The following is a 23,132-nucleotide window of genomic DNA, read 5'->3' on the forward strand; positions in this document are numbered from 1 at the left end:
ATGTTAGCGACGCAAGGAAAATGTTCGCGCTAACAAGCCGTAACGTCTCCCGGCGCTGTGTTTAGTGTGTTTAGTTGTCCTCCCCGGATACACTGCGCGACGCTGTAAAAAGATAGCGCTTTCAGGTCACAATTGTTGTATTTATCTCACGTACGGAAAATTTTTTTGACGGCCATGAAATCGATTGCGTATAACATTGAATCGTGATCTTACTGCTGGGAACGATTGTGTACGCTATCAGGGCCGCCATCTGAAAATTGCCGTTTTCACTCGCAAATTCAGTACCTTGCCAGCGGTCGGGCGGCGCGCCCTCCCCACCGCGCCGCCCACCAGAGCGAGGACCTTGCGGTGCTGTCTTTTCCACCACACGCAGGCAACAGCGTGTTGCGTTGTCATAAAACATACACGCACGTCAGCTAAGGGGAAAAGATTTATGGTAGCGTACAACAACCAGTGTTAGGCATCACAACAACCCTGGCTTTGTTAGAGCTTGTTATAAAAACACTACCTGTTATCGGGGGAGACAATGAGGAAGTTCCAGAAGACCGCAATCGCGGCTGCGGTTGCGCACGTAGCCGTCCTTTCCAGCGCCGCGGCATGGGCCCAGACGAACGGTGACGCCAACACCGATCCGAACGCCGCCAAGGCTGCCGTCGTCGTCGTCAGCGGCCAGCGCGCCGCGCTGCAGTCGGCACAAAAACTCAAGCAGGATGCGGACGAAGTCGTCGACTCGATCGTCGCCGAAGACATCGGCAAGCTGCCGGACCGTTCGGTGACCGAGGTGCTGCAGCGTATCGCCGGCGTCACCATCGACCGCAACATGGCGGGCGACCCGAACCGCCAGTCCGTCGAAGGCTCCGGCGTGTCGGTGCGCGGCCTGACCTACGTGCGTTCGGAAATCAACGGCCGCGACGCGTTCTCGGCCGGCGGCGGCCGCTCGCTCGGCTTCGCCGACGTGGCGCCGGAGCTGATGGCCGGCGTCGACGTCTACAAGAACCCGTCCGCGGAACAGATCGAAGGCGCCGTCGCGGGCCTGGTCAACCTGCGCACCGCGATGCCGTTCGACTACAAGGGCTTCAAGGGCTCGCTGGGCGCGTCGGAGACGTATTCCACGCTGCGCAAGGGCGCCCCGTCCCCGACCGGCACGATCCTGCTGTCGAACCGCTGGAAGAGCGACACGTTCGGCGAATTCGGCGCGCTGGTCGATTTCGCCAAGGCGAAAAGCCCGACCCGTTCGGACGGCGTGGGCGTCGACCCGTACTGGCCGCACGTGAATTCGACCGATCCGGCCAAGTACGATCGTTCCAAGACGCAGTGGATTCCGCTGGGCGTCGGCTACCGCTCGCAGAATTTCGACCGTGACCGCCGCGGCGACTATGCCGCCTTCCAGTGGCGTCCGAACAAGGACCTGACGGCGTCGCTCACCTATTTCAAGACGCACTACACCGAAGACTTGGACGAGCACGTCGTTTCCTCGTCCGAGGACAAGTGGTACCAGCAGGTTGCCAGCGCCGACGCGGTCTTCAACAGCAATGGCGTGTTCCAGAGCGGCACCATCTCGAACCCGACCTATGGCGGTTCGCCGTTCAACAGCTCGCAGCGCATCAACAAGCGTGTCAACGGCACGGCGGACACCTCGCTGAACCTGCAGTGGCGCGTCACGCCGGACCTGACCTGGACCAACGACTTCCAGCATGTCCGTTCGACCACCGAGGGCTTCGACGCCGACGTCTCGACCGGCTTCATCATGCCGAACCAGACGATGGACATGACCGGCAGGGTCCCGCAGATCACGCTCGGTTCGGCCGCCTACATGGCGGATCCGAACAACTACTACTGGGCCTATACCCAGGAGGCGCTGGACCACGCCCTGGCGACGCAGAACGCATGGAAGTCGGACTTCAGGTACACCTTCGACAACCCGGTGCTGCGCGACGTGCGCTTCGGCGTACGCCTCGCCAACCGCGAGGGCGAGAACCACAAGGCCCAGAAGTTCTACAACTGGCAGGCGATCACGTTCCCGTGGATGGAAGGCTGGCAGATCCCCCACGTTGCCCGCCTCGGCGATCCGCGTTTCGCCGGTGGCGCGTCGCTGCAGCAGATCGACAACTTCTTCGGCGGCAAATACAACCTCCCGCCGATGCTGTTCGCCGACGAGTCGACCGTGCGCGGCTTCCCGGACGAATGGGCCAAGATCCACGCCTACCACGACGTGCTGTGCAAGGAACAGGGTTCGACCTGCGACCCGTGGAAGGCGGCGACCTTCAACGATCCGGCCGCGACCAACACGCAGAGCGAGAAGACCCGCTCCGCCTACGGGCAGCTGCGCTTCGGCTGGGATGACCTGAAGTACCCGATCGACGGTAACATCGGCCTGCGTTACGTGCGGACGAACGACTCCGGCAGCGGCTACGTCGCGTACACGCCGCCGTCCACCATCACGGCGACGGATGGTGCCGCCTTGTCCGGCCAGGAAAACCTGATCACCATCGCCCCGTTCGCGCAGCAGATGTCGGTCCACAATTCGTACAGCAACTGGCTGCCGAGCCTGAACCTGCGCCTGAAGTACAGCGACAAGCTGCAGTTCCGCTTCGCCATCGCCAAGGCGATGTCGCGCCCGGACTTCGGCCAGTTGCAGGTCCAGACGACGCTGAATGCCACGAACCTCCAGACGACCACCAAGGACGCTTCGGGCAAGACGACCGCGGTCCATATCGACGGCACCAGCCTGACCGGCACCAGCGACGGCAATGCCATGCTGAAGCCGACCACGTCGACCAACATCGACCTGACCGCCGAGTGGTACTTCGCCAAGGCCGGTTCGCTGACCTTCGCGGTGTTCAACAAGGACCTGAAGGACATCATCACCACGCAGGCGTACAACTACACGGCGACCGACGTGGCGGGCAAGCCGCAGACCTTCGTCGTCACCGGTCCGGTCAACGGCGCCAAGGGCTTCGCCCGCGGTTTCGAGATCGCGCACCAGCAATACTACGATTTCGTCCCGGACTGGCTGAAGGGCATCGGCACGCAGGCAAGCTGGACCTATGTGTCGAGCGAGCGCACGTTGAATCATCCGGTGTACAACGCCTGGTGCCAGGGTAACGACGCGTCGTCCAACTACAACCTGTTCATCAACGGTTGCGACACGGACGGACGTGCGTTCGGCAAGACGCCGCTGCAAGGCCTGTCGCGCCACACGATCAACCTCGCGGTCATGTACGAGCAGCACGGCCTGTCGATGCGCCTCGCGTACAACTGGCGTTCGCGTTACCTGCTGGGCGTGACCCAGTGGGGCAGCCGCGGCAACAACGGCCTGAACACGAACCCGGACGCACCGGCCGACAAGTACCTGATCCCGACGACCGTCAACGACCAGGCATTCGGCCTGCCGCTGTACCAGGCGCCGTACGGTCAGCTGGACGGTTCGATCTTCTACGACTTCACGGACAAGTTCCGCGTCGGCCTGGAAGCCACGAACCTGACCAATGCGTACACGCGCCAGATCATGGAGCAACACGCGGGCAATTTCACCCGCCAGGTCTTCATGAGCGGCCCGCGCTACACGATCCAGGCGCAGTACTCGTTCTGATGAAACGATTCCCGCGCCGACGGGAATCCGCCTGATTCGATACAATCGACGTTCGATCGCACCGCACCGCCGCCGCGGCCGACAAGGCCCCGGCGGCGCTTTTTTTTAGAGACAGACAAGGAGTCCTCATGACCATCCAAGGCGAAATGATCATCGGTAACCAGGCCGTGCGCGGCACCGCCGCGACGCTGCGCGCCTTCAACCCGGCCACGCGCGCCGAGATCGAACCCGTGTTCGGCGCGGCCACCATGGACGACCTCGCGGCCGCCTGCCTGCTCGCCGAGCAGGCCTTCGACGCCTATCGTGCCGCGCCGCTCGAGCAGCGCGCACGCTTTCTGGAGACCATCGCCGACCGCATCATGGACATCGGCCCACTGCTGATCGAGCGCGCGTCCGCCGAATCCGGCCTGCCTGCGGCACGCCTGGAAGGCGAACGGGGACGCACCTGCAACCAGCTGCGCCTGTTCGCCAAGGTCGTGCGCGACGGGCACTTCCTGGAAGCGACGCTGGATTCCGCCCTGCCGCAGCGCACGCCGCCGCGGCCGGACCTGCGCATGCGCAAGATCGGCCTCGGCCCCGTCGCCGTGTTCGGCGCCTCCAACTTCCCGCTCGCGTTTTCCGTCGCCGGCGGCGATACGGCGTCCGCGCTGGCGGCCGGCTGCCCGGTCGTCGTGAAAGCCCACAACGCCCACCTGGGCACGTCGGAGCTCGTCGCCAAGGCCATCCGCCAGGCCGGCGTCGATTGCGGCATGCCGGAAGGGACGTTCTCCATGCTGATCGGCACCGGCTTCGAGATCGGCCAGGCCCTCGTGTCGCACCCGGCCATCAAGGCGGTCGGCTTCACGGGCTCGCGCGCGGGCGGGCTCGCGCTCGTGAACGCGGCGGGCGCGCGCAAGGAACCGATCCCGGTGTACGCCGAGATGAGCAGCATTAACCCGTTCTTCCTGCTGCCGGGCGCCCTCGCCGCGGACGGCGCGAAACTGGCGCAAGGCTTCGTCGATTCGCTGACCATGGGCGTGGGCCAGTTCTGCACGAACCCGGGCCTCGTGATCGGCCTGGCCGGCGCCGAACTGGACGTGTTCCGCACCGCCGCCACCGAAGCCATGGCCGCCAAGGGCGCGGGCACGATGCTCACGGCCGGCATCCACCAGACCTATGTCGACGCGGTGACGCGCCGTTCCGGGCTCGCCGGCGTGGAACTGGTCGCGCAAGGCAGTGCCGACGGCTGCGGCTGCGCCGCCCAGGCGGCCCTTTACGAGACCGACGCCGCGACCTTCCTCGCCAACAGCGCGCTGGAAGAAGAGATCTTCGGCCCGACCTCGCTGATCGTGACGTGCAAGGACGAGAACGAACTGCTGGAAGTCGCGCGCCACGTCGAGGGCCAGCTGACGGCGACGATCCACGCGACGGCGGCCGACCGCGCACTGGCCGGCAGGCTGATCCCGACCCTGGAACGCAAGGCCGGCCGCATCCTGTTCAACGGCTTCCCGACCGGCGTCGAAGTGTGCCACGCGATGGTGCACGGCGGCCCGTTCCCGGCCACGTCGGACAGCCGCACCACGTCGGTGGGCGCCACCGCCATCGAGCGCTTCCTGCGTCCGGTGTGCTACCAGGACGTGCCGGCCGAGCTGCTGCCGGACGCGCTGCGCGACGACAATCCGCTGGGGTTGGCGCGCATGGTGGACGGGACGCTGCAGGTCGCGCGCTGAGGCGCCTGCGCGCGTGACGTCATCCGTCGACGCGGTGGCGTGACGCGCGGCGCGGCATCCCGGGATGCCGCGAGACGCAGCAGCCTTGGGCCCCTGCCTTCGCAGGGGCGACGGTCCTGCTTCCGGCGACACCAGTCGGCCGGAAGGAACTAGTGCACGGCGCCCGGCGCCACAGCGTCCGCCGGCGCGGCGTCGGCCAGGTGCACGATCTGGCCGCGGCTGGCGGCAAGGGCCACGCGCACCGTGGCGCTGCCGGTCCGCGCCTTGAGCCACTCGTTGATGCGCCGTACCTCGCTCGCGCGCGGCAGCCGGCGGCAGTCGGCACTGAGGATGGGAACCCCGCCCTCCTTGGCGTCGGGCGGCACGGCGGTACCGAACAGGACGTTCCCGCACTGCGGATACTGGGCTTCGAATTCACGCGTCACGGCAGCGGCCTGCTGCACGTGATCCTGCTGGGTCGTCAGCTTGCCCTTGAGGGCGGCGATTTCCGCATCCTTGTCCTGCACCGTCTCTTGACTGCTGCGTACGATCTCGGCGAGGATGTCCGCCTTGAGGCTGCCGACGTCGATCTTGTTGGTGTCGCCGGGTTCGGCCTGGTGCACGCGCAGGCGCGCCTGCTGCAATCCGCCCGCGGCGAGCCGCCCTTCGATCGCCTTGATCGCCGCCGGCGGCATGGGTGCGCCGATCAGGGTGACTTCGATGTCGCGCGACCCCGGAGCCACGCGCGTCTCGAGCACATGCACCTGGGGCGCCGCCTTGAATTCCCTGCGCACGAACTCGCGTGCGCGGCTGCTGAACAATTCGTTGTCGACCAGGCGCGCGGCCAGGAATATGCTCGGCAGGCCAGTCAGCAACACGATGCACAACAAGGCGCGCTTGACCCGGCGCCCCTTGGTGCCATCGACGAATTCGTGCCGCGGCAGGCGCAGGAATTCGATGACGATCACGACGGCGAAGGCAATGAAAACGCAGTTGATCGAGAACAGGTAAAACGCCCCGCCGAACACCGCCCAGTTCCCGTTCGCCAGCCCGAAACCCGCCGTGCACAACGGCGGCATGAGCGCGGTCGCGATGGCCACGCCGGGAATGACGTTGGATTTTTCGCGGCGCGTCTGGCCGATGATGCCGGCGAGGCCGCCGGCCAGCGCGATCAGGACATCCCACAACGACGGCGTGGTCCGTGCCAGCAATTCCGACTGGGCTTCGGCCAGGGGCGTCACCATGAAATACAGGGTGGACGTCAGCAGGCTGATACCGGCCGCGATCGCGAGGTTCGCGAGGGAACGGCGAATCAGTGCGAAATCGAAGATGCCGATGCCGTACCCGACCCCGACGATCGGGCCCATCAGCGGCGACACCAGCATGGCGCCGATGATCACGGCCGTCGAATTGGTGTTCAGGCCGACGGATGCGATCACGATCGCGAGCATCAGGATCCACGGCGTCGCGCCGCTCAGCTCCACGCCGGCGCGCAGGCTGCGGTCGATGTCGGCATCGTCGGCCTTGTCGTCGAGGAGGCTGAAGCGGTGCGCGATGGCGGCGCGCAGGGACGGGTGACTGGGCTTGGTCGAGTGCTCGGGTGCGTTCATGAACTTCGGTTGGCGGCTGAAAAATTCAGCCGAGGAGTCGTTGAGCGGCAATTTTCACCGAGATTCCGCAGGGGCACAAACGTTTTCGTGCCCACGGGCAAATGGCGCCGCGTGCGCGCCACAGCCATTTTGTCATCATTTCCCGCGTCGACAGCGCGAATCCTGGCACTGCCTGCTCCCGGCAGCGTCACGCCTCGCGTTCGCGCAACACGCTGTCCGGCTCCGGTCCGGCCGCGGCAACGGCCGCGAGAAAGTCGTCGCCCCAGCGGGCGACATCGTGCTCGGCCACGATCATGCCCATGCGCGCCGTGCGATAGGCGCGCTCGTCCGCGCCCATCGTCAACGCCTGGTGCAGCGTCGCCGTCATCGCGTTCGCGTCGTAGGGATTGGTGAGCAGCGCGCCGTGCAGTTCGACCGCCGCGCCCGCGAACTCGGACAGGACCAGCACGCCGGACGCGCCGGCCGCCCTCTTGGCGGCGACGAATTCCTTCGCCACCAGGTTCAGGCCGTCGCGCAGGGGCGTGATCCAGGCGACGTCGCAGGCCGCGTAGTGGGCGATGACCTCGTCGAACGGCAGCGAGCGATAGAAGTAGCGTACCGGCACCCAGTCGAGCGTCGAGAAGCGGCCGTTGATGCGGCCCACGGTGCGGTCCACTTCCTCGCGCAGGCTTGCGTAGATTTCCATGCCTTGCGCGGCGGGCGTGATGATGTTGAGCAGCGTGACCTTGCCGATATGTTCCGGGTGCGACTCGAGCAGGCGCTCGAAGGCCTGGAGCTTCTCGAGCGTGCCCTTGACGTAATCGAGCCGTTCGATCGACACGATGCCGGTGGCGCCGCCCAGGTAGTCCTGGATGGCGGCCGTGCGCTGTCGTACGTCGGGCGTCGCGACGACGCGCGCGACCATCGCCGCATCGGTGCCGACCGGATGGGCGCCCAGGCTCACGCGGCGTCCGCCCACTTCCACGGCGGTCGTCATGGTGTCGACGCCGAGCGCGCAGCCATAGGTGAGGAAACGCGGCGCGCAGGCGGCCGTCCCGCACACCTCGACCGGCGCGAACGAGCGCACCGCGTCGACGAAATTCTCGACGTAGCGCGGGATGTGGAAGCCGATGTAGTCGCACTGGAGCAGGCTGCCGATGATGTCGCGCCGCCACGGCAGGATATTGAAGACGTCGCTCGACGGGAATGCGGTGTGGTGGAAGAATGCGATCCGCAGGTCCGGGCGCAGCGGGCGCAGGTAGGCCGGCACCATCCACAGGTTATAGTCGTGGACCCACACGACGGCGCCGTCGGCGGCCTCGCGCGCGGTCTGCTCGGCGAACAGCCGGTTCACTTCCAGGAAGCGTTCCCAGTGCGCCTGCCGGAACTCGGCCTTGTCGGGGAACGAGAAAATGATCGGCCAGAAGGCTTCCTTGGAGAACTTCTTGTAGAACACGTCGACGTCGTCGGCCGTCAGGGCGATGCGCGCCGCCTCCAGATTCGGGTAACGTTCGCGGTCGACATGGACGTGGGAGACGAAGCCTTCCGGGCTCCGGCTGTCCTGCTGCGACCAGGCGACCCATGAGCCGGCGCGGCTGCCGGCGAAGAAGCGCAGCAGCGTCGGGATGATCCCGTTCGGACTCTTCGGGCGGCGGTGGTGCAGCACGCCGTCCTCGACCGCTTCGTCGTAGGGCAGGCGGTGGTAGACCATGACGAGCTCGGCTTTGCCGGACGGGACCTGCGCCGCCGCCTCGGCCCGTTCCTCGCGCAGCGCGCCGTGGTGCGCCAGGCCTTCCAGGATGCCGTCGCAGCCTTCCCCCGCCGCGATATGGACGAGCGGACGCTTGCGCACGCGCTCGACCAGTGCGGGTTCCGCGCCGCCGACGACGATGCCGCGCAGGCCGGTCTCGAACATGGACAGGTCGTTGAGCGTATCGCCGGCGACGACGATGTTCGCGGGCGCGATCCCCGCCGCCTGCGCCAGGCGCAGCACGGCCTGGCCCTTGGCGACGCCGCGCGGCAGCACGTCGAGGTAGCAGCCGGCCGACAACAGCAGATCGCAGCCGAGCGCGTCGACCGCGGCATGCAACTCGGGCGTGACGTCGCTTTCGCTGACGAGGAACGAACAGCGCCGCTCCTGCGGCACGCTCTGGCGCCGCAGGCCCGGAAAACCGGCAAGCGCTCTCAACACGGCTTGCGACCCCGGCCAGCGTGCGGCGATTTCCTGCTGCAATTCGTCGACCGGGCTCAGGTCGCCCCGCACGATGGTGGCGCCGACGTCGGCAATGATGTAGTCCGGTGCCGGGATCGTGGGGTCGCTCAGCAGCGGCAGGATCGATTCGAGGCCGCGGCCGGTCACGAACACGAGGCGCGCGCCGCGCGTCGATTCCGCGGCGGAAAACAGCTCGCGCACGCGGCGCCGGGCCTCGACGCCACCCGCCAGCAAGGTGCCGTCGAGATCGGTCGCAAGAACAAAGTTATCGGGAGACAGGCGTTGGGCCAGCCTGGGCGGAAATGGAAGAGTCATCGTCTTCGGCCTTTCGGATCGATGTGCTCGGCGCTGGCGCGCCGACCTGGTGGGTGCCGGCGCTGCCGGCACAAGGCGAACACAGTCGGGTGCGGCATGGCGCGCTTGCGCCTGCACCTGCGACTGCCAGGGGGATGGACGCGAAGGGCAACGCCGCCGCATCCGGACGGGAACAGGATTCCCGGTTAGAAGCTTGGATTATAGCAAGTTAACAGCATTTGCACAAATGCATATAACATTCACCGCCGCAAGTGCGTGGGCGCGGCGACCGCCTTCCCGCCGACCAGGCGATGCGCTACAATGTTGCAAGGGTGATCATACTGCTCCGGTATGACAGGATTTGCGCTGGTCGGGCCGCCACGCGGCTCGAACACGACCGCATGTCCATCTTTCACTTACTCATTGCCCAGTCACCCGCTTCCCGTCCGGGACCGCGCTCCACGTTTTTCAACGGGAGCCGTCATGGCGATTGACCTCCCGCTATCGGAAGCCTTCAAGGAATTCGCCGCGTCGGGCAAGGCCGGCGGCGCCGTGCTGATCTTCTGCACGCTCGCGTCGCTGGTGCTCGCCAATTCGCCGCTGGGCCATGCCTACCTCGACGTCTGGCATCTGCCGCTCGCCGGCCTGAGCATCGAAAACTGGATCAACGACGCCCTGATGGCCGTGTTCTTCCTGCTGATCGGGCTCGAACTGAAACGGGAGCTGCGCAACGGCGAGTTGTCGGACCTGAAGAATGCGACGCTGCCGATCGTGGCGGCCGCGGGCGGCATCGTCGTACCGGCATGCATTCATTTCAGCATGAACCACGGCACGCCGGCGCAGGCAGGCCTCGGCATCCCGATGGCGACCGACATCGCCTTCGCACTCGGCGTGCTCGCCCTGCTGGGCAATCGGGTGCCGGCGTCGCTGAAGATCTTCCTCACCGCGCTCGCTGTCATGGACGACCTGGGCGCCATCGTCGTGATCGCGCTGTTCTACACGGCGCAGTTGTCGATCGGTTATCTCGCTGCGGCGCTGGCCGTGTTCGTGCTGCTGGCGGGGCTGAACCGCCTGGGTCGCGTGAGGTCCCTGCCCCTCTACCTCGCCGGCGGTGCGCTGATGTGGTTCTTCATGCTGAAGTCGGGCGTGCACGCGACGATCGCCGGGGTGTTGCTGGCGTTCGCGCTGCCCGACGCGGCCACGCGCGACGCTCCCTCCCTGTCGGATCGCCTCGAACATGTCCTGCACAAGCCGGTCGCTTTCGCGATCCTGCCGATTTTCGCGCTCGCCAATACCGGCGTCGTCATCGGCCCCGGCTGGGCGCAGGCGCTGGTCTCGTCCAACAGTCTCGGCATCGTCCTCGGCCTGGCCGTCGGCAAGCCGGTCGGTATCGTGGCCGCCACTGCCGGGGCGGTCGCGACGGGCTTGTGCCGCCTGCCGTCCGACCTGGCCTGGCGGCACGTGCTGGGCGCTGGGCTGCTGGGCGGTATCGGCTTCACGATGTCGATCTTCATTACCAACCTCGCGTTCGGCGACCAGGCCGGCGTCGTCACCGCATCGAAGATGGCCATCCTGCTGGCGTCGCTGGCGTCCGGCCTGGCCGGATTCGCCTGGCTGAAGTGGCATGGCGCGCCGCTGGCCGCCGGCGCGGATCGCGACACCAGCGCATGACCGGCGGCGGTCGCGCCGGGCTCACGGCGCGGCGTTGAAGCGGTGGCCGGGCACATCGGGCGCGACCTTCGCGAACGGGACGAATGCGCCGCTCGTTTCGATGAAGCGGTACAGGCCGTCCTCGAGCGAGACCACGCAGCCGCCGTCGTCGGCGCGCAGCAGTGCAGGCGGCGGCCCTTGATGTCGACGAACCGGGCCAGCTGCTGGCCGGCATCCCACAGGACGCCCTCGCCCAGCGCGGCCACGTCTTCCATTTCCACGCGCCCGGGGATGCACTGGCCGGCCAGGATGCGGGCCTCTTCGTCCGGAACGCGCTCGCTGGTCATCCGCTGCGCGAACGGCGGCACGGCCGCGCGCACCGTGAGCGTCACGCTCAACGACGTCGCTAGCAACGTCGCCTTCCCGGTTACCGGCTCGTGGAACGACTACCAGCAGATGCCCCTCTCGACCCCGCTCAACAGCGGCACGACCAATTCGGCCAGATCCAGTCGACCGGCCAGGACGGACCGGACATCGACGAGATCGGGACGCGCTGGGACGGCCCCGGTAACGGCAGGCGCCCACTTCAGTGAACCGCCCCCAAAAGCCGGACGCCGGCTTTTGGGGATTCGACGCAGCCATCAGTGGCGTCCGCGTGGTCCTTACGCCTTGTCCCGGCCACCTTGCACGATTTGCTTGCACGATCCTTACGTCGACGTGACGAATTAACAACTAGAAGCGGTTGGACCAATTGCCGTCTTTGTTAAACGGTGTAATTATCTTGTCGGACCAGTTCACGAGGCAGGTCCGACCAATTTTCAACGATGGAAGCTGGTCGACGCCCCAGGCCATGCGGAATCCGCGCCGGCGCCTGCACACGGCGACACAACCAATATAAAAAAACCGGAGACCACGTTGAAACGTTCCAACCACTTCACGACCACGCGCCTGGCGCTGACTTCCATCGCCCTGGCGGCGTTGACCCTCGCCGACCAGGCCGGCGCCCAGGTCCAGGAGACGATGACCCGCGTCGAGATCACGGGTTCCTCGATCAAGCGGATCGCGACCGAGAACGCACTGCCCCTGACCACGTACAAGGCCGAGGAACTCGAGGCGCAAGGCCTGACGACGATGTCCGAAGTCGCGGTCTCGCTGGTGACCGCGTCGACCAACGAACCGGTCGGCGGCGGTGGCAGCGGCACCATGATCAACATGCGCGGCCTGAACACCAACCGCACCCTCGTGCTGTTGAACGGACGCCGCCTCCCGAACGAGGCGATCGGCGACAGCTCGATCAACGTCGACGTCGTGCCGATGAGCGCCGTCGAGCGCGTCGAGGTGCTGCGCGACGGCGCCTCCTCGATCTACGGCACCGACGCCATCGCCGGCGTCGTCAACTTCATCACCAGGCGCAGCTACACGGGCGCCAAGGTCGTCGCCGGCTACGTCGACCCCGAGCGCCACGGCGGTGGCCAGCAGCCGAAGCTCTCCGTCATCGGCGGCAAGGGCGACCTCCAGAAGGACGGCTGGAACGTCTATGCCGCCATCGATTCCCAGCGGCGCAACACGCTGATGCAGCGCGACCGCCCGAACATCTGGAACCCGCAGGACATCGTCGCCCTGGGCGGCACGGCGTTCTCCACCAACACCTCCGGCTCGTCCTCGGCGCCCGCCAATTTCACCGTCTATAACAAAGGCAAGGCCACCAGCACCACCGGCAATCCTTACTTCGCCACCGGCTGCACGAGCAATTACGACGCCCGGTACAGCCTGGCCTCGACCAAGGCCTCGGGCTCGGGCACCAAGACCTGCATCCTGGACCCGACCCTGTATCCGCAACTGCTGCCCGAGGCGATGCAGACCACCCTGATGACCAGGGCCTCGCTGCGCCATGGGGACAGCGGCGTGCTGTCGGTCGAGCTGCTGACGACCGAGTCGTATATCGACGCGCTCAACCCGCCGCAAGTGTTCGGCGCCCAGACCGACTACGACAAGCTCCATCCGGGCGTGCGCAAACCCTTGTTCATCCGCAGCGGCAGCAAGTGGTACCCGGGCGGCAGCGGCGGCGTGCCGGCCGTCGCCGGCGTGACCGGCCAGGACCTCGCGCTGACCTGGAGCATGGACGAACTCGGGCCGGCCGGCACCGACGACCGCCAGAACACCCATCGCATCGTCGTCAACGACGAAGGCGTGATCGGCGCCTGGGACTACCGCGTGGGCTTCAACGCCGCGATGAGCCGCCGCCGGGTCGGCTGGAAGACGGGCTTCTCATCCACCCCGGGGCTGTACGCGGGAGTCGAGAACGGCATCCTGAACCCGTTCGGCAAGCAGGACGAGGCCGGCCAGCAGTACCTCGACAGCATCAGCATGGACGGCCAGACCTATCGCAGCGCGCGCGTGCGCTACTTCGGCCCGGACTTCAATCTCTCGCGCTCCCTGATGGATCTGGGCGGCGGTGCGCTGGCGGTCGCCGTCGGCGGCGACCTGCACCGCGAGATGTACGAGGACAGCACCAGCATGGACGCCAACCTGGTCACGTACAAGGTCTCCGGCAGCCCCGGCGCCAGCCCGTCGGGGGCACGCACCGTGGCCGGCCTGTACGCCGAAGTCGATGCCCCGATCACCAAGGGCATCGACCTGACCGGCGCCGTGCGCGTGGACCACTTCAGCGACTTCGGCTCGACGATCAACCCGAAGCTGAGCGTGCGCTGGGAAGCGCACAAGCAGGTGATGTTGCGTGCGACGGCCAGTACCGGCTTCCGCGCCCCTACCCTGCCGGAACTGTATGGCACCCCGCGCGTGAAAACCCCGTCGACCCAACGCTGGGACGACCCGCTGCTGTGCCCGAGCGCGACGCCGTCGCAGCCGAACACCGGCTCGGTGACCACCGATCCCCGGTACGCGGGCCTGAACCTCGACCCGGCAACCGTCTGCAACACGACGCTGCCGATCCTCACGGGCGCGAACCCGAGCCTCGATCCCGAGAAGTCGCGTACGTTCACCGCCGGCGTCGTGATCGAGCCGGTCAAGAACGCAATGGTCTCCTTCGACTTCTGGGACATCCGCATGAAGGGTACGATCGCGCAGCAGACCGAGGACACCATCTTCGGGGATGTGGCGAAGTACCAGAACCTGTTCGTGCGCCTGCCCGACGGGCGGCTGGACTACATCGTCGTCACCCGCCAGAACATGGGCGGCCTGCACACCCAGGGCATCGACACCAGCTTCAATTACCGTATCCCGACCGCGGCGATGGGCAAGTTCGGCATCGCCCTGGACGGCACCTACGTGCGCAAGTACGAGGGCCAGAACGATGCGGGCGGTCCATGGGAAGACAGCGTCGGCCAGCCCGGCGCGCTGGCGACCGGCTCGACCTCGGCCAATACCTACGTGTTCCGCTGGCGCCACAACCTGCGCTTCTCCTGGACCCTCGGCGGCTTCGGCGCGACGCTGACGCAGCAGTGGACCTCACACTACATCGACACCAATGCGCTGCCGACCCAGAAACCCGGCCAGCCGTTCTACCACGTGATCTCGCCGTACAAGCTGTACAACCTGAGCACGAACTACAAGTTCAACAGGCACCTGAAAGGCACGTTCGGCATCAACAACCTGTTCGACGTCGATCCACCGCTGTCGAACCAGCGCCTGTCGTCGCGCGTGGTGTTCGCCCAGAACATCGCCAAGCCGATCGGCCGCACCTGGGTTTATCGCGCCGAGTACACGTTCTGATCTTGCTGTATCAACCAGAAACAAAAAGGAGGAGAGATGAAAAGATTGTTATCCGCCTGGATCGGTACGCTGGTCCTCGCAAGCGGTTTGGTGGCATGCGGCGGGGGCGCCCGGGACGACGGCTCCGCGAGCGGTACCAGGCTGTTATCGACGATGGGTTCGGTCTCGGCGTCGACGGTCCCGACCATTCATATGCTGGGCGACTCCACCATGACGGCCTATACGGAAGACCGCCGTCCGCAAATGGGATGGGGCGAAGCGATGCCCCAGTTTTTCGACGCCGGCGTCAAGGTCGACAATTGGGCCCTTGGCGGCCGCAGCTCGCGAAGTTTCTACTATGAGGCGACGCGCTGGCCCGCCATCCTGCCGAAAATCGCCGCGGGCGATTACGTCATCATCCAGTTTGCCCACAACGACCAGAAAGCCGGGGGCGACTACGCCCAGTTCGGCACCTATGCGTTCTGCAGCGACGGCTCGAGTAATGGCGAGGCCTGTACGGGCCGGCCGGACAAGGTCGATCCCACCGTCGATATTTCAGAGCACTCTTATTACCAGTTCCTGAAGAAATACGTCCTGCAGGTTCGCGCCAGAGGGGCGACGCCGATTCTGATGTCGCCGATCGTGCGCAAATATTTCAGCGGCACGACGATCACGCCGCAGGGCCAGCACAATGTCGGTATCACGGCAAACGAGGCCTATGCGCGCGGCGATTATGTCGCCGCGATGAAGGCGGTCGCCACCAGGTATGGCGTTGCTTTCGTCGACATCACCGCCGAGACCAAGAAGATCGTCGAAAGCTACGGCAACGCGGCGGCGACGGCAAACCTGTACATCGCTGCCGACAGCACTCACCCGCAAGTGCTTTTTGCGAACCTGATCGCCAAGCGCGCCGTCGAAGGCATGCGGGGGCTGAACATCCTTGCCAACCATATGGTGCCCGTCACCTCGCTCATTCCCAGTCCCGGCACGCTCGACTGGTCGACGCGCTACGTGGGCATGCCGACGACCAGGACGGTCACGCTGTCCGCATTCGACCTGATGCCGGCGCAGGGAACGATGACGATATCCGCCCCGGCCAATTTTGACCTGTCGCTCGATAACAGCGTCTGGTCGCGCAACGTGACCGTCGACTATACGAATGGCGCTTTTACACAAGCGCTGTATGTCCGTTTCACCCCGAGCGAAGCAAGGATTTACAGCGGCAGCGTCAGCTTTGCGATCGGCGGCGCCGCCCTGCCCACGACCATCGCCCTGCACGGACAAGGCGTATCGGCCGCCGGCGGCATCGCCTCGTATGCCAGCTGGTTCAAGGCCGGATTCGCATTGGCGCCGGCGACGGACGGCCTGGTGAGCGCGGACGACGCCGTCGTGCACGGACTGGCGGCGTCGACGGCCAAGGTCATCGCGGTGGATGGGCAGGACACGACGGTCGCCCGTTACGTGGCGAATTCCCCCACGCGCGACAACAACCAGTACCTGCAATTCGCCGTCCACGCCGGGACGGCGACACTGTCCGTCGACACGATTTCCGCCTATCTCACCAGCAGCGGCGGTTCGACCGTGGTGGCCGACATCGAGTATTCGCTGAATCCGGACTTTTCCGGTTCGACCAGGCTGAATACCAGTCCGCTATCGTTTGTGAAGGATACGTTCACGGCGAAACTGAGCTACCCCGTCGTCGTTCAGGTTCCCCCGGCGGCAACCCTGTATGTCCGCGTCTATCCGTGGAATTCGGCTGGCGTCACCGGCAAAACGCTTGCCGTCTACGGTGTGACGGTGTCCGGCAGCGCGACCAGCAAACAGTCGACGCCCACTGTCGTCGACGCCACGTCCAGTTTCTCGCTGCTGCGTTCCGGCCTGGCCTGGAACCGTATCACGAACAAATACAGCGCGTCGATCACGCTGACCAACACCAGCGGCGCGACGCTCGACGGGCCGTTCCAGCTGGTCTTCGACAACCTCACGGCAGGCGTCACGCTCGACAATGCGAGCGGCGTGCGCGACGGGGCGCCTTATATCGCCATGACGGGCACGCCGATTGCCGCGGGCGCCTCGTTCACCGTGCCGCTCACCTACAGCAATCCCAACAAGATTGCGATCGGTTACACGAACACGATATTTGCCGGTACTTTTTGAGATCAGGATGCGGACCATGTTCAATTTGAAGACTCTCCTGGCGCAATGCTGCTGCGGGCTCGCCCTGCTCGCGAGCCATGCCGCCCACGCCGTTCCCACTTATCACGTCAGCATCGACACGGCCGGCCTGGCCGGCCACGGACTGATGGACTTCACCTTCCTCGCCAACGCCGGGGCGACGCCGGCAACCGCCGTGTTGAACAACTTCAGCGGCGCCTTCGGCGCGACGTTCGACCGCACGGCCGGCGCCACCGGCGGCATCCCGGACGGCATCGTCCTGGGCAACCAGAACGGCGGCGACTACCTGACCCAGTTCGTCGACCTGGGCGGCCTGTTCAGCTTCGACGTCCGCTTCGACGGCGATTTCGCCACCACCGAAAATATCGACGAATCGCAGTTCGACGCGACGCTCTACAACGACGACCTCACCGCCTACCTCGGCGGCACCGGCAGTTTCGCGGAATTCGTCCTCGTACCGCAGCTGGGCGGTATTCCAGGCGCGGTCCTGGCGTCGTCCCCGACCGGACTGGCGAACGTCACCCAGGCTGCGGCAGTGCCCGAGCCGTCCTCACCGCTGCTGGCGCTGACCGCGCTCTGCATGCTGGGGTTCGTACGCGGCCGGCGTTCGTTCAACCGGCATCACTGAGAGCCCGGCGCCAGGTTCCACTCGACGTCGTCGGCCAGCGCGCCGGCCTGCGCCTCGATCCGGTTCGCACCCGGCGCCAGGCGCACCTGCCAGCGCGCGATGTGGCCGTCGACGGCCTTTTCGCCCAGGTCGACGCCGTTCACGCGCAGGCGCACGCCCGGCTGGTTGCTGTACACCTTGACCTCGACGTCGGCCACGGTGCGCCGCACCGCCCGGCGCGACGTGATGTACACCATCGGCTTCTTCGACCAGTTGGCCTGGTACCAGTAATACGCATCCTTCCTGACCTGGCGGTCCATGCTGACCAGGCCCTTGTCGTTGATGCCGGTCGCCGCGCCCTCGTTGCGGCCGCTGGACGCGAAATCGAAACCCGTCCACACGAAGGTCGCCCACAGCCACGGCGCCGCCTCGATCTGGCGCCACGCCGCTTCGTGGTACAGGGCCTGGTACTGCTCCGGATGCCAGCGGCTGTTGGCCACAGGACGGCGCGGCGGGTCTTCCTGCTGCTGCGCACTCGCACCGGCACCGTATTCGCTCAGCGCCTCGGGCGTGTGCGGGCGCAGTGCGTGATTGGACGCGAGGAACGGTGCGAGGTCGGCGAACTCCTTGTCGTACCAGCCGAAATACACATTCGACGCGATGGCATCCGTGTGCATCGCCTGCGGTCCGTCCAGCGGCACGCAGCAGTTCGCGTACACGGTCGGCCGGCTCGGGTCCTCGTCGTGCACGAGCTTCTGCATCGCGTCGAGCAGGCGGCCGCTCACGTCGTCCACCTTGTAGATCTCGTTGCCGAGTCCCCAGACGAACACGGACGGATGATTGAAGTTCTGGCGCACGAGTTCGCGCGCCTGCTGGGCGGCGTTGGCCGCGAACGCCGCGCTTGCACCGACTTCCGACGTCAGCGGCAGCTCCGTCCACACCAGGATGCCGTTGCGGTCGGCCAGCGCGTAACTGTGCGCATTGTGCTGGTAGTGGGCGAAGCGCAGGCCCGTCACGCCGAGGTCTTCGAGGATGCGGTAGTCGGCATCGATGTCCGCGTCCGCCACCGCCGTGCCCTTGCCCGGCGCCCAGGTCAGGTGCACGTTGACGCCGTGGACGCGGTACGGACGGCCGTTCAGCAACAGGCCGCGCTCCGCGTCGAGCCGCACGGTGCGCACGCCGACCTCGTCGTCCACGCGGTCGAGCGGCGCGCCGCCGCCGGCCCGCGCCACGGTCACGTCGCTCGTGTACAGATACGGATCGTCGACGCCCTGCCACAGGTGCGGCGCGGCCAGCACGGCGTCCATGTCCACCGGCGCGACGCCGTGCGCCGGCACGGCGACGGCCTGCCGCGCCGTTGCCACGACGGCGCCCGCGGCGTCGCGCAGGCGCGCCGTCACGACCACCCGCTCGGCCCGCGCGCGCTCGTTGGCCACGCGCGCGCGCCAGTGCAGGCGGGCCTGCTTGTCCGTCACGTCCGGCGTGCTGAAATAGACGCCCGGCCCGCCGGCATCCAGCATGTCGATGTGGACGTCGGACGTCGTCACGAGCCGCACGCTGCGATACAGCCCGCCGTACAGCGTGTAGTCGCCGCCGAGCGGCGCCACGTCCGGCTGGCGGGCGTTGTCGACCCGCACCGACAAGGCGTTGGCGCCCGGCTTCAGGTGCGCCGTGACGTCGAAGCGGAAGCGCGCGAACCCGCCTTCATGGCGGCCGATGTGCGCGCCGTTCAGCCACACGTCGGTCGTCAGCGCGGCGCCGTCGAATTCCAGGTACACGCGGCCCGCCCCGGCGGCCGGTGCCACGATCGTGCGCCGATACCAGCCGGGCCCGCGGTACGGATGCGGCGTCGTGCCGTCGTCCGCGTTGAACGTGTGGGGCAGCGTTATCTTTGTCCAGCTGCCCGGCGCCGGCGCGACCGCGTCCGGCGCGTCGCCCTTGATGAATTCCCAGCCGTCGTCCAGCGCGACCGTGGCGCGCAGGGATGCGGCGGGGATCGGTGCCGCCGCGTGGGCGGCGGCCATCCAGGTGCAGGCCAGCGTCAGCGCGAGGAGCCGGCAGATGCGAATCGCGAAAGCGCGCATGCGAATATCCGATATAAAAAAAGGGCCCGCGAACGGGCCCTGGTGTTGAACAGGACGATCAGTGGTTATGCCGCGGCATGTCGTGCCCGACGCCGCGATACGGCAGCGCGAGCTCCATGCAGGCGCCCGTGTGCAGCTGGCCGACGGTGGCGCGGTAGATCTGCTGCCACGGCGTCTGGTTCGGCGGGATCGCCGGCGGCGCGTCCTTGCGGCGCGCTTCCAGTTCGGCGTCGGCGATCAGCACGTCGCAGCGGCCCGTGTTCAGATCCACGCGCACGACGTCGCCCGTGCGCAGCAGCGCCAGGTTGCCGCCCGCCGCGCTTTCCGGCGACGCGTTCAGGATCGACGGGCTGTCCGACGTGCCGGACTGGCGGCCGTCGCCCAGGGTCGGCAGCGCCGTGATGCCTTTCTTGATCAGCGCATCGGGCGGCTGCATGTTGACGACTTCCGCCGAACCGGGCCAGCCCACCGGGCCGGAACCGCGGATCACGAGCATCGTGCGCTCGTCGATGTTCAGGGCCGGATCGTTGATGCGGTGGTGGTAATCGTCCGAACCGTCGAACACGACGACCTTGCATTCGAACGCGTTTTCCGACCCCGGTTCCGACAGGTAGCGCTGGCGGAACGATTCCGAGATCACGCTCGTCTTCATGATCGCGAAGTCGAACAGGTTGCCCTTGAGGACCATGAAGCCGGCCTTTTCCTTCAGCGGCGCGTCGAACGGGTAGATCATCTCGCGGTCGATGCTCTCGCGGCCGACGAGGTTCTCGGCCATCGTCCTGCCGGTGACGGTCGGGCGCTGCGAGCGCAGCATGCCCTTCTGCTCCAGTTCCCACATGATGGCGGGCGTGCCGCCGGCGCGGTGGTAACGCTCGCCGAGGTATTTGCCGGCCGGCTGCATGTTCAGCAGCAGCGGCACGTCGTAGCCGTATTCCATCCAGTCTTCGGTCGTGATCTCGACGCCGGCGTGGCGCGCCATCGCGACGATGTGCGGCTGGGCGTTGCTGGAACCGCCGATCGCGGCGTTGACGACGATGGCGTCGATGAACGCCTCGCGCGTGAGGATCTGCGACGGGCGCAGGTCTTCGAACGCCATGCCGACGATGCGCTTGCCCGTTTCATACGCCATCTGGCCGCGCTCGCGGTACGGCGCCGGAATGGCCGAGCAGCCGGTCAGCGACATGCCCAGCGCTTCCGCGACGGCGTTCATCGTCGACGCCGTGCCCATCGTGTTGCAGTGGCCGGCGGATGGCGCCGACGCGGTCGCGATGTCGATGAATTTTTTCTCGTCGATCTCGCCCGCGGCCAGACGGCGGCGGCCCTTCCAGATCGCGGCGCCGGAGCCGACCAGTTCACCCTCGAACCAGCCGTCCAGCATCGGACCGCCGGACAGCACGATGGCGGGGATGTCGACGGTGGCGGCGGCCATCAGCTGGGCCGGCGTCGTCTTGTCGCAGCCGGTCGTCAGCACGACGGCGTCGATCGGGTAGCCGTGCAGGATCTCGACCAGGCCCAGGTACGCGAGGTTGCGGTCCAGCGCCGCGGTCGGGCGGCGGCAGTTCTCGAAGATCGGGTGCAGCGGGAATTCCATCGGGATGCCGCCGGCGTCGCGGATGCCGTCGCGCACGCGCTTGGCGAGGTCGAGGTGGATGCGGTTGCAGGGCGAGATGTCGCTGCCGCTCTGGGCGATGCCGATGATCGGCTTGCCGGAGCGGAGTTCCTCGGGCGTGATCCCGTAGTTCATGAAGCGCTCGAGGTACAGCGCCGTCATGTCGATGCGCTCCTCGTTGTCGAACCAGTCCTGCGACCGGAAGCGCTTCGGTTTGCTGTTCTGTTGTGTCATTCCGTATTACTCCTGCAGCGCCAGCACGTGGTGCGGCAATCCGGCCGTCTCGGCGCGGAAGGTGAACAGCGCGCCCGCGAGCGGCTGCTGGGCCAGTGCCTCGGCCGACAGGCCCTTGCGCGCCGACGTCGCGTACACGGTGCGCAGGTCGTCGCCGGCGAAGGCCAGCTTGGTGATGTTCGAGCACGGGAAGCGCACTTCCCCGACCTTGCGGCCGGCGGCGTCGCGGCGCTCGATGCGCCAGCCGCCGAACACCGCGATCCATACGTGGCCGTCGGCGTCGACCGCCATCCCGTCCGGATGGCCGCCGTCCGTGATGTCCGCGAACAGGCGCTTGTTCGACAGGCTGCCATCAAGCGCGAGATCGAAAGCATACACCCGTTTGTCCAGCGTGTCGGTGTGATACAGCGTGCGCCCGTCCGGGCTCACGGCCGGGCCGTTGGTGATGATGTAGCCGTCGTCCATGCGCACGACGTGCTTGCCGTCGAAGCGGTACAGCACGCCGGTCGGCTCGGCCTCGCCGTCGTCCATCGAACCGAACCACAGGCGGCCCTGCGCGTCCACGTGGCCGTCGTTGAAGCGGTTGCCGGGCACGTCGGCCTCGACCTTCGCGAACGGGACGAATTCGCCGCTCGCTTCGATGAAGCGGTACAGGCCGTCCTCGAGCGAGACAACGAGGCCGCCGTCGTCGGCGCGCACGACGAAGCTCACCTGGCCGGGCGCCGCCCAGCTGCGGCGCGCGCTGCCGTCCGGCGCGCAGCAGTGCAGGCGGCGGCCCTTGATGTCGACGAACCAGACCAGCTGGTGGTCGGCATCCCACAGGACGCCCTCGCCCAGCGTGGCCTCGACTTCCCACAGCGGCGTGGGTACGGTGGCGATGCTGCTCATGCGCCGTACCAGCCCGCGTCGACGAAGTATTCGCGGCCGCTGATGTGGCGCGCGTTGTTCGATGCCAGGAACAGCGCCAGCGCGGCCACGTCTTCCATTTCCACGCGCTCGGGGATGCACTGGCCGGCCAGGATGCGGGCCTCTTCGTCCGGGTTGTGCCACAGCGCCTTCTGGCGCGGCGTCACGACGGCGCCCGGCACCACCGTGTTGGCGCGGATGCCGTGCGGGCCGAATTCGCGCGCCTGGCTGCGGGTCATGCCTTCGATGGCGGCCTTCGCCATCATGTACAGGCCCAGCTGGGTGTGCGGCAGGTGCCACGAAATCGAACCGAAGTTCAGCAGCACGCCGTACTTGCGTTCCTTCATGCCCGGGATCACGGCCTGCGCGCAGAAGTACTGGTGGCGCAGGTTCACGTTCATGCGGCTTTCCCAGTACGCCGGCGTCACGTTCTCGATGTCGTGGCGGTCGTCGTTGGCGGCGTTGTTGAGCAGGATGTCGACGCCGCCCGCCTCTTTCTCGATGCGGGCGAAGGTGGCCTTCAGCTCGTCGATATTGGTCAGGTCGCACTTGATGAAGGTCGGCGCGTGGCGCGAGTTCGCCAGCGCGGCTTCCAGCGTGCGCGACGCTTCCTCGGCGATGTCGAGGAAGTACACGCGGGCGCCCTGGCCGGCGAACGCCGTCGTCAGTTCGCTGCCGATGCCGCTGCCGCCGCCGGTGATCACGACCCGCTTGTCGGCGAGGTCCGGGTACGTCGCGTAGACGAATGCTTGGTTTTGTTCAGACATGTAGTTCTCGTTAT

The 23,132-nt window shown here is 66.7% G+C and carries 13 protein-coding genes; 6 read left to right on the forward strand and 7 right to left on the reverse strand.

Annotation, left to right across the window (positions count from 1 at the left end; all coding sequences use genetic code 11):
* Positions 1–121: 121 nt before the first annotated feature.
* Positions 122–403, reverse strand: coding sequence for a hypothetical protein (locus tag ACEN9Q_RS12125; RefSeq protein WP_495628593.1), 282 nt, complete (start codon positions 401–403; stop codon positions 122–124).
* A 123-nt stretch (positions 404–526) separates the two neighbouring features.
* Between ACEN9Q_RS12125 and ACEN9Q_RS12130 the strand changes: the two genes are divergently transcribed.
* Positions 527–3,592, forward strand: a complete 3,066-nt coding sequence (locus ACEN9Q_RS12130) for a TonB-dependent receptor (protein WP_495628594.1) — start codon at positions 527–529, stop codon at positions 3,590–3,592.
* Between the two features lie 128 nt (positions 3,593–3,720).
* Positions 3,721–5,301 carry an aldehyde dehydrogenase (NADP(+)) gene (locus tag ACEN9Q_RS12135; RefSeq protein ID WP_495628595.1) on the forward strand — a complete coding sequence of 527 codons (1,581 nt, stop codon included), beginning with the start codon at positions 3,721–3,723 and terminating at the stop codon, positions 5,299–5,301.
* A 149-nt stretch (positions 5,302–5,450) separates the two neighbouring features.
* Here the strand turns inward: ACEN9Q_RS12135 and ACEN9Q_RS12140 are convergent, their stop codons facing one another.
* Together ACEN9Q_RS12140 and ggpS are read right to left on the reverse strand one after the other, a co-directional pair.
* Positions 5,451–6,890: a DUF389 domain-containing protein gene (locus ACEN9Q_RS12140; protein WP_495628596.1), complete on the reverse strand. Its 1,440-nt coding sequence runs from the start codon at positions 6,888–6,890 to the stop codon at positions 5,451–5,453.
* Between the two features lie 187 nt (positions 6,891–7,077).
* Complete coding sequence (gene ggpS, locus ACEN9Q_RS12145) at positions 7,078–9,396, reverse strand: glucosylglycerol-phosphate synthase (RefSeq protein ID WP_495628597.1); 2,319 nt, start codon at positions 9,394–9,396, stop codon at positions 7,078–7,080.
* Positions 9,397–9,858: 462 nt separating this feature from the next.
* On the opposite strand from ggpS, the gene nhaA reads away from it, so the two are divergent.
* The 4 genes from nhaA to ACEN9Q_RS12165 all read left to right on the forward strand — a co-directional run bounded on the left by nhaA (position 9,859) and on the right by ACEN9Q_RS12165 (position 17,539).
* The gene (gene nhaA, locus ACEN9Q_RS12150; RefSeq protein ID WP_495628598.1) at positions 9,859–11,046 is read left to right on the forward strand and encodes a Na+/H+ antiporter NhaA; all 1,188 of its coding nucleotides are present in this window, start codon (positions 9,859–9,861) and stop codon (positions 11,044–11,046) included.
* Positions 11,047–11,940: 894 nt separating this feature from the next.
* On the forward strand, positions 11,941–14,757 hold the full coding sequence (locus tag ACEN9Q_RS12155; RefSeq protein ID WP_495628599.1) for a TonB-dependent receptor plug domain-containing protein: 2,817 nt from the start codon (positions 11,941–11,943) through the stop codon (positions 14,755–14,757).
* 36 nt (positions 14,758–14,793) lie between these two features.
* Positions 14,794–16,893, forward strand: coding sequence for a rhamnogalacturonan acetylesterase (locus ACEN9Q_RS12160; protein WP_495628600.1), 2,100 nt, complete (start codon positions 14,794–14,796; stop codon positions 16,891–16,893).
* A gap of 16 nt (positions 16,894–16,909) precedes the next feature.
* Positions 16,910–17,539: an NF038129 family PEP-CTERM protein gene (locus ACEN9Q_RS12165; RefSeq protein ID WP_495628601.1), complete on the forward strand. Its 630-nt coding sequence runs from the start codon at positions 16,910–16,912 to the stop codon at positions 17,537–17,539.
* On the opposite strand, the gene ACEN9Q_RS12170 is transcribed toward ACEN9Q_RS12165, so the two are convergent.
* Genes ACEN9Q_RS12170 through xylB form a run of 4 tightly spaced genes read right to left on the reverse strand, consistent with a single transcriptional unit; the run spans position 17,533 to position 23,118 of the window.
* The gene (locus tag ACEN9Q_RS12170; protein ID WP_495628602.1) at positions 17,533–19,602 is read right to left on the reverse strand and encodes a glycoside hydrolase family 2 protein; all 2,070 of its coding nucleotides are present in this window, start codon (positions 19,600–19,602) and stop codon (positions 17,533–17,535) included. The two genes, ACEN9Q_RS12165 and ACEN9Q_RS12170, sit on opposite strands and share 7 nt — an antisense overlap.
* 58 nt (positions 19,603–19,660) lie before the next feature.
* Positions 19,661–21,445, reverse strand: a complete 1,785-nt coding sequence (locus ACEN9Q_RS12175) for an IlvD/Edd family dehydratase (protein ID WP_056444132.1) — start codon at positions 21,443–21,445, stop codon at positions 19,661–19,663.
* 6 nt (positions 21,446–21,451) lie between these two features.
* The gene (locus ACEN9Q_RS12180) at positions 21,452–22,333 is read right to left on the reverse strand and encodes an SMP-30/gluconolactonase/LRE family protein (RefSeq protein WP_495628603.1); all 882 of its coding nucleotides are present in this window, start codon (positions 22,331–22,333) and stop codon (positions 21,452–21,454) included.
* Positions 22,330–23,118 (reverse strand): D-xylose 1-dehydrogenase, encoded by a 789-nt coding sequence (gene xylB / locus ACEN9Q_RS12185; protein ID WP_495628604.1) that lies wholly within the window; start codon positions 23,116–23,118, stop codon positions 22,330–22,332. The genes ACEN9Q_RS12180 and xylB overlap by 4 nt, the downstream gene beginning before the upstream one ends.
* Positions 23,119–23,132 lie beyond the last annotated feature (14 nt).

The organism is Massilia sp. Masssp93 (assembly GCF_059491295.1).

Coding starts and splice junctions, on each gene's coding strand:
- ACEN9Q_RS12125 (WP_495628593.1), bottom strand. CDS start 403: ATGTTTTATGACAACGCAACACGCTGTTGCCTGCGTGTGGTGGAAAAG.
- ACEN9Q_RS12130 (WP_495628594.1), top strand. CDS start 527: ATGAGGAAGTTCCAGAAGACCGCAATCGCGGCTGCGGTTGCGCACGTA.
- ACEN9Q_RS12135 (WP_495628595.1), top strand. CDS start 3,721: ATGACCATCCAAGGCGAAATGATCATCGGTAACCAGGCCGTGCGCGGC.
- ACEN9Q_RS12140 (WP_495628596.1), bottom strand. CDS start 6,890: ATGAACGCACCCGAGCACTCGACCAAGCCCAGTCACCCGTCCCTGCGC.
- ggpS (WP_495628597.1), bottom strand. CDS start 9,396: ATGACTCTTCCATTTCCGCCCAGGCTGGCCCAACGCCTGTCTCCCGAT.
- nhaA (WP_495628598.1), top strand. CDS start 9,859: ATGGCGATTGACCTCCCGCTATCGGAAGCCTTCAAGGAATTCGCCGCG.
- ACEN9Q_RS12160 (WP_495628600.1), top strand. CDS start 14,794: ATGAAAAGATTGTTATCCGCCTGGATCGGTACGCTGGTCCTCGCAAGC.
- ACEN9Q_RS12165 (WP_495628601.1), top strand. CDS start 16,910: ATGTTCAATTTGAAGACTCTCCTGGCGCAATGCTGCTGCGGGCTCGCC.
- ACEN9Q_RS12170 (WP_495628602.1), bottom strand. CDS start 19,602: ATGCGCGCTTTCGCGATTCGCATCTGCCGGCTCCTCGCGCTGACGCTG.
- ACEN9Q_RS12175 (WP_056444132.1), bottom strand. CDS start 21,445: ATGACACAACAGAACAGCAAACCGAAGCGCTTCCGGTCGCAGGACTGG.
- ACEN9Q_RS12180 (WP_495628603.1), bottom strand. CDS start 22,333: ATGAGCAGCATCGCCACCGTACCCACGCCGCTGTGGGAAGTCGAGGCC.
- xylB (WP_495628604.1), bottom strand. CDS start 23,118: ATGTCTGAACAAAACCAAGCATTCGTCTACGCGACGTACCCGGACCTC.